Origin of the sequence: Stenotrophomonas sp. 278, assembly GCF_003935715.1 — a bacterium.
GTDB classification, from domain to species: domain Bacteria; phylum Pseudomonadota; class Gammaproteobacteria; order Xanthomonadales; family Xanthomonadaceae; genus Stenotrophomonas; species Stenotrophomonas maltophilia_AH.
Genome location: NZ_RHPP01000196.1, coordinates 1 through 5,927 on the forward strand (window position 1 = coordinate 1; position 5,927 = coordinate 5,927).

Genomic DNA, 5,927 nt, shown 5'->3' on the forward strand with positions numbered 1-5,927 from the left:
GCGCAGGCGCGGCCAGCGGCAGTGCGGGGAGGCGGCATAGAAGGCCAGTGCGGAGAACACGGACGCGCCGCCCGCCAGCACGCAGTACAGCGTGGCCAGGGTATCGGCGCTCATCGGGGCAGGCTCATGGGGGCAACTCAGGGGAGGCGCAGGCGGGGCGTAAGCTGCGCATGGTAATCATTGCCGTTTTCATCTGCCACAGCCACGTATTCATGGTCGGATCGTGCCGGTTTGGTTTAAGATCACCGCATCCCATTCAAGGCAACAAGGTGGCCCGCGCCAACGCGCCGGCCCAGCGTGCGACATGAGCACTACCACCGCCCACTGCTGACGTTCCCCGACGGCCCCTTGTCCAGGCGCCTTCGTGGCGCTTTTCTTTTATCTACGTATCCCAAAGACATGATCGCGATCACGCTTCCCGACGGCAGCCGCCGTGAATTCGAACACCCCGTCAGTGTCATGGACGTGGCCCAGTCCATCGGTGCGGGCCTGGCCAAGGCCACCATCGCCGGTTCCGTCGATGGCGTGCTGGTCGATGCCAGCGACGTCATCGACCGCGATGCCAGCCTGCGCATCATCACCGCCAAGGACGAGGAGGGCGTTGAGATCATCCGCCACTCCTGCGCCCATCTGGTTGGCCACGCGGTCAAGCAGCTGTACCCGGATGTGAAGATGGTGATCGGCCCGGTCATCGCCGAGGGCTTCTACTACGACATCTACTCCGAGCGCCCGTTCACCCCGGACGACATGGCCGCCATTGAAAAGCGCATGGGCGAGCTGATCGCGCAGGACTACGACGTCATCAAGAAGATGACCCCGCGCGCGGAAGTGATCGAAATCTTCAAGGCCCGTGGCGAGGACTACAAGCTGCGCCTGATCGAGGACATGTCCGACGACATCCAGGCCATGGGCATGTACTACCACCAGGAATACGTGGACATGTGCCGTGGCCCGCACGTGCCCAACACGCGCTTCCTGAAGGCCTTCAAGCTGACCCGCATTTCCGGTGCCTACTGGCGTGGCGACGCGCAGAACGAGCAGCTGCAGCGTATCTACGGCACCGCCTGGGCCGACAAGAAGCAGCTTGAGGCCTACATCAAGCGCATCGAAGAAGCCGAAATGCGCGACCACCGCCGCATCGGCAAGCAGCAGGACCTCTTCCACCTGCAGGAAGAGGCCCCGGGCCTGGTGTTCTGGCACCCGAAGGGCTGGGCGCTGTGGCAGGTGGTCGAGCAGTACATGCGCAAGGTGTACCGCAACAGCGGCTACGGCGAAGTGCGGTGCCCGCAGATCCTGGACGTGTCGCTGTGGCAGAAGTCCGGCCACTGGGACAACTACAAGGAGAACATGTTCTTCACCGAATCGGAGAAGCGCACCTACGCGGTCAAGCCGATGAACTGCCCGGGCCACGTCCAGGTGTTCAACCAGGGCCTGCACAGCTACCGCGACCTGCCGATCCGCTACGGTGAATTCGGTTCCTGCCACCGCAACGAGCCCTCGGGCGCGCTGCACGGCATCCTGCGCGTGCGTGGTTTCACCCAGGACGACGGCCACGTGTTCTGCACCGAGTCGCAGATCGAATCGGAAGTGACCGCGTTCCACCAGCAGGCGCTGGCGGTGTACAAGCACTTCGGCTTCGACGAGATCCAGATCAAGATCGCGCTGCGCCCGGAATCGCGCTTGGGCGACGATGCCACCTGGGACAAGGCCGAAGGCGCGCTGCGCTCGGCGCTGGCCAGCTGTGGCGTGGAATGGCAGGAGCTGCCGGGCGAGGGTGCCTTCTACGGCCCGAAGATCGAGTACCACCTGAAGGACGCCATTGGCCGTACCTGGCAGCTGGGCACCATGCAGGTCGACTTCATGATGCCGGGCCGCCTGGGCGCGGAATACGTGGACGAAAACAGCCAGAAAAAGCACCCGGTCATGCTGCACCGGGCCATCGTCGGCTCCATGGAGCGCTTCATCGGCATCCTGATCGAGCACCATGCCGGCCAGTTCCCGGCCTGGCTGGCCCCGACCCAGGTGGTGGTGGCCAATATCACCGATGCACAGGCTGAATACGTGACCGAGGTCCGCAAAACCCTTGCGGATCAAGGCTTCCGCGTGAACGCCGATTTGCGCAACGAGAAGATCGGCTATAAGATTCGCGAGCATACGCTGCAGCGGGTCCCGTACCTGCTGGTGGTGGGCGACCGGGAGAAGGAAAACGGCGCCGTGGCCGTGCGTACGCGCTCCGGCGAGGATCTGGGCAGCATGTCCGTCCAGGCCTTCATCGAGCGGTTGCAGGCAGAACAGTCTGTATAAACAAGTCCCGGCCCTATGGACGCCGTGTCCAGGGCCGGTTTGATTCCTCTGGGAGATTGCAATATCAGTACCCCTGACAACAAACAGAACCGCCGTAACCAGGAAATCCGAGTGCCGCGCGTCCGCGTGATCGGCAGCGACGGAGAGATGGTGGGCGTGTTGTCGCGCGACGAAGCGCTGTCCATGGCCGAAGAAGAAGGCCTGGACCTGGTCGAAATCCAGCCGCAGGCCGATCCGCCGGTCTGCAAGATCATGGACTTCGGCAAGTTCAAGTTCGAAGCGCAGAAGAAGGCCAACGAGGCCAAGAAGAAGACCAAGCAGGTCGAAATCAAGGAAGTGAAGTTCCGACCGGTCACCGACGAAGGCGACTACCAGATCAAGCTGCGCAAGATGCGCGGTTTCCTGGAAGACGGTGACAAGATCAAGGTCAACATCCGCTTCCGTGGCCGTGAAATGAGCCATCAGGAACTGGGTCGCGAAATGGCCAACCGGATCGAAGCCGATCTGGGCGAGGACATCGTGATCGAGTCCCGTCCGCGCCTGGAAGGGCGTCAGATGGTCATGATGATCGCGCCGAAAAAGAAATAACGCGCCTCCGGCGCGACCTAAGCGTAGAGCCACGCCCTGCGTGGCTGCAGCGCTTTACCCCACCCAAATCAACCATTTGCATCCCTCTCCAGGGTCGTGCATAATGGGCGGCCCCGTATTGCGGGGTGAAGGACCCGCCGGGTTCCCATCGGGGAATCTGGCTTACAAGCAGGCAAGGGCACGGACGGAAAGTGTGGCAACGCCACCGCCCTGGTCAGTGACAAAACACCATCAAGGACATAGCAATGCCCAAGATCAAGACCAACCGGGCGGCGGCCAAGCGTTTCCGCAAGACCGCCTCCGGCAAGTTCAAGGCTGGCCACGCCAACCGCAGCCACATCCTCACCAAGAAAGCGACCAAGCGGAAGCGTAACCTGCGTCAGACGAACCACGTCCGCGCAGAAGACGCAGGCCGTTTGACCCGTATGCTTCCCTACCTCTGAGGACTGAACCATGGCTCGAGTAAAGCGTGGTGTACAGGCACGTCGCCGCCACAAGAAAATCCTGACCCTTGCCAAGGGTTACTACAACGCACGCCGCAAGGTCTTCCGCGTTGCCAAGCAGGCCGTCATCAAGGCACAGCAGTACGCCTACATCGGCCGTAAGCAGAAGAAGCGCAACTTCCGTTCGCTGTGGATCACCCGTATCAATGCGGCTGCCCGCATCAACGGCCTGAGCTACAGCCGCTTCATGAACGGCCTGCTGAAGGCTGGCATCACCCTGGACCGTAAGGTTCTGGCTGACATCGCCGTGCACGACGCTGCCGGTTTTGCTGCACTGGCTGAAAAGGCCAAGGGCGCACTGGCGGCATAAGTCCATTCCCCTGCCGTTGCCGTTCACGCGCAACGGCTGTGGGTAAGGCAATGCATGGGGAAGGGCGCAAGTCCTTCCCCATTCTTTTTTCTGGCGACGGGAGTCGGCCCGGCGTCCATCGCGAAGATCGACCGACGCGAGGTCCCGTTTATCCATGAGCGACATCCAATCCCTCACCACCCAGGCGCTGGCCGACGTGGCCGCCGCGCAGAGTCCCGACGCGCTGGAAGGCCTGCGCGTTGCGCTGCTGGGCAAGAATGGCAGCATCACCTCGCAGCTCAAGCAGCTCGGTGGCCTGCCGGCTGACCAGCGCAAGGCCGCTGGCGAAGCCATCAACCTCGCCCGTGATGCCGTCAGCGCCGCGCTGGGTGAACGCAAGGCCGTCCTGGACAACGCTGCGCTTGACGCGCGTCTGGCCGCTGAAGCGATCGACATCACCCTGCCGGGCCGTCGCGCTGACCGCGGTGGCCTGCATCCGGTCACGCGCACCCTGGAGCGCATCACCGAAATCTTCGGCCGCCTCGGCTACGAGCTGAGCGAAGGTCCGGAAATCGAAGACGACTGGCACAACTTCGAAGCGCTGAACTTCCCGCCGCACCATCCGGCGCGTGCCATGCACGACACCTTCTATTTCGGCGACGGCCGCCTGCTGCGCACGCATACCTCCGGTGTGCAGGTGCGCTACATGGGCGACCACGCGCCGCCGCTGCGCATGATTGCCGCCGGCAAGGTGTACCGCAGCGACAGCGACCAGACCCATTCGCCGATGTTCCACCAGGTGGAAGGGCTGCTGGTGGACGAACACTCCACCTTCGCCGACCTCAAGGGCACGCTGTCCGAGTTCGTGCGCGCCTTCTTCGAGCGCGATTTCGAAATGCGTTTCCGGCCGAGCTATTTCCCGTTCGTGGAACCCGGCGCGGAAGTGGATATCGCCTGGCAGCAGCCCGATGGCAGCACGCGCTGGCTGGAAGTGCTCGGCTGCGGCATGGTCCACCCGAACGTGCTGCGCAACGTCGGTATCGATCCGGAGCGCTACACCGGCTTCGCCTTCGGCCTGGGCGTGGAGCGCTTTGCCATGCTGCGCTACGGCGTGAACGACCTGCGCGCGTTCTTCGAGAACGACGTGCGTTTCCTGAAGCAATTCGCGTAAGCGGTGATCCATGAAATTTTCTGAAAACTGGCTGCGCAGCCACGTCCCCACCACGGTCTCGCGCGATGAACTGAGCGCGGTGCTGACCGCCATCGGCCTGGAAGTCGAAGAGGTCACCGACCTCGGGGCAAAGCTCGACCACGTGGTGGTGGCGCGCATCGTCTCGGCCGAGCGCCACCCCGAAGCCGACCGTCTGCAGATCTGCCAGGTCGATGCCGGGCAGGGCGAGCACCTGCAGATCGTCTGCGGCGCGCCGAATGCACGCGCCGGCCTGGTTGCCCCGCTGGCGATGATCGGCGCGAAATTCGGCGACTTCCTGATCAAGGCCGCCAAGCTGCGTGGCGTGGATTCCAACGGCATGCTGTGCTCGGCCAAGGAACTGGGCCTGGACAGCGATGCCTCGGGGCTGTTCGAACTGCCCGATGACGCGCCGGTTGGCCAGTCGCTGGTCGAATATCTCGGCCTGCCTGATGCCAGCATCGAGATCAAGCTCACTCCGAACCGCGCCGACTGCTTCAGCGTGCGCGGCATCGCCTTCGACGTGGCCGCCGCGTGCGCCAGCGAAGTGGTGCCGTTCAACGCCGCCCCGGTGGCCGCCGCAGGCAACCGCGAACTGCAGATCACCCTGAATGCCGGCGCTGAAGCACCGCGCTACCTCGGCCGCGTGATCGAAGGCGTCAATCCGCGCGCCGCCACCCCGCTGTGGATGGCCGAGCGCCTGCGCCGCAGCGGCGTGCGTCCGGTCTCGCTGCTGGTGGACATCACCCAGTACGTGATGCTGGAGCTCGGCCAGCCCATGCATGCCTACGACCTGGGCACCCTGCAGGGCAGCATCGGCGTGCGCCGTTCACGCGCAGGCGAACAGCTCAAGCTGCTGGACGGCCGCGACGCCGCGCTGGATGACAGCTTCCTTGTCATCACCGACGTCGACCGTCCGGTGGGTCTGGCCGGCCTGATGGGCGGCTGGGATACCCGCGTCACCGACGACACCACCGCCGTGTTCCTGGAGGCTGCGCACTTCGCGCCGGCCGCCATCATGGGGCGTGGCCGCAAGCTCGGCCTGCACACCGAC

6 protein-coding genes are annotated in these 5,927 nt (G+C 64.0%); all 6 read left to right on the forward strand.

Annotation, left to right across the window (positions count from 1 at the left end):
• Positions 1-399 precede the first annotated feature (399 nt).
• Entirely contained in the window at positions 400-2,304 is a 1,905-nt protein-coding gene (thrS, locus tag EGJ34_RS20050; protein WP_125362202.1) for a threonine--tRNA ligase, read from the forward strand.
• A 48-nt stretch (positions 2,305-2,352) separates the two neighbouring features.
• Complete coding sequence (gene infC / locus EGJ34_RS20055) at positions 2,353-2,892, forward strand: translation initiation factor IF-3 (protein ID WP_185750271.1); 540 nt, start codon at positions 2,353-2,355, stop codon at positions 2,890-2,892.
• A gap of 245 nt (positions 2,893-3,137) precedes the next feature.
• Positions 3,138-3,335: a 50S ribosomal protein L35 gene (rpmI, locus tag EGJ34_RS20060; RefSeq protein WP_024868243.1), complete on the forward strand. Its 198-nt coding sequence runs from the start codon at positions 3,138-3,140 to the stop codon at positions 3,333-3,335.
• Positions 3,336-3,345: 10 nt separating this feature from the next.
• Positions 3,346-3,705 carry a 50S ribosomal protein L20 gene (rplT, locus tag EGJ34_RS20065; RefSeq protein ID WP_003484828.1) on the forward strand — a complete coding sequence of 120 codons (360 nt, stop codon included), beginning with the start codon at positions 3,346-3,348 and terminating at the stop codon, positions 3,703-3,705.
• A gap of 154 nt (positions 3,706-3,859) precedes the next feature.
• On the forward strand, positions 3,860-4,855 hold the full coding sequence (gene pheS / locus EGJ34_RS20070) for a phenylalanine--tRNA ligase subunit alpha (RefSeq protein WP_125362203.1): 996 nt from the start codon (positions 3,860-3,862) through the stop codon (positions 4,853-4,855).
• Positions 4,856-4,865: 10 nt separating this feature from the next.
• Positions 4,866-5,927, forward strand: a 1,062-nt coding sequence (gene ytpR, locus EGJ34_RS20075; protein ID WP_148100531.1) for a YtpR family tRNA-binding protein, incomplete at its 3' end; no start/stop codon positions are given.

What these genes read in the sequence shown, in the direction of transcription:
- thrS (WP_125362202.1), top strand. Translation starts at nt 400, where the DNA reads ATGATCGCGATCACGCTTCCCGACGGCAGCCGCCGTGAATTCGAACAC.
- rpmI (WP_024868243.1), top strand. Translation starts at nt 3,138, where the DNA reads ATGCCCAAGATCAAGACCAACCGGGCGGCGGCCAAGCGTTTCCGCAAG.
- rplT (WP_003484828.1), top strand. Translation starts at nt 3,346, where the DNA reads ATGGCTCGAGTAAAGCGTGGTGTACAGGCACGTCGCCGCCACAAGAAA.
- pheS (WP_125362203.1), top strand. Translation starts at nt 3,860, where the DNA reads ATGAGCGACATCCAATCCCTCACCACCCAGGCGCTGGCCGACGTGGCC.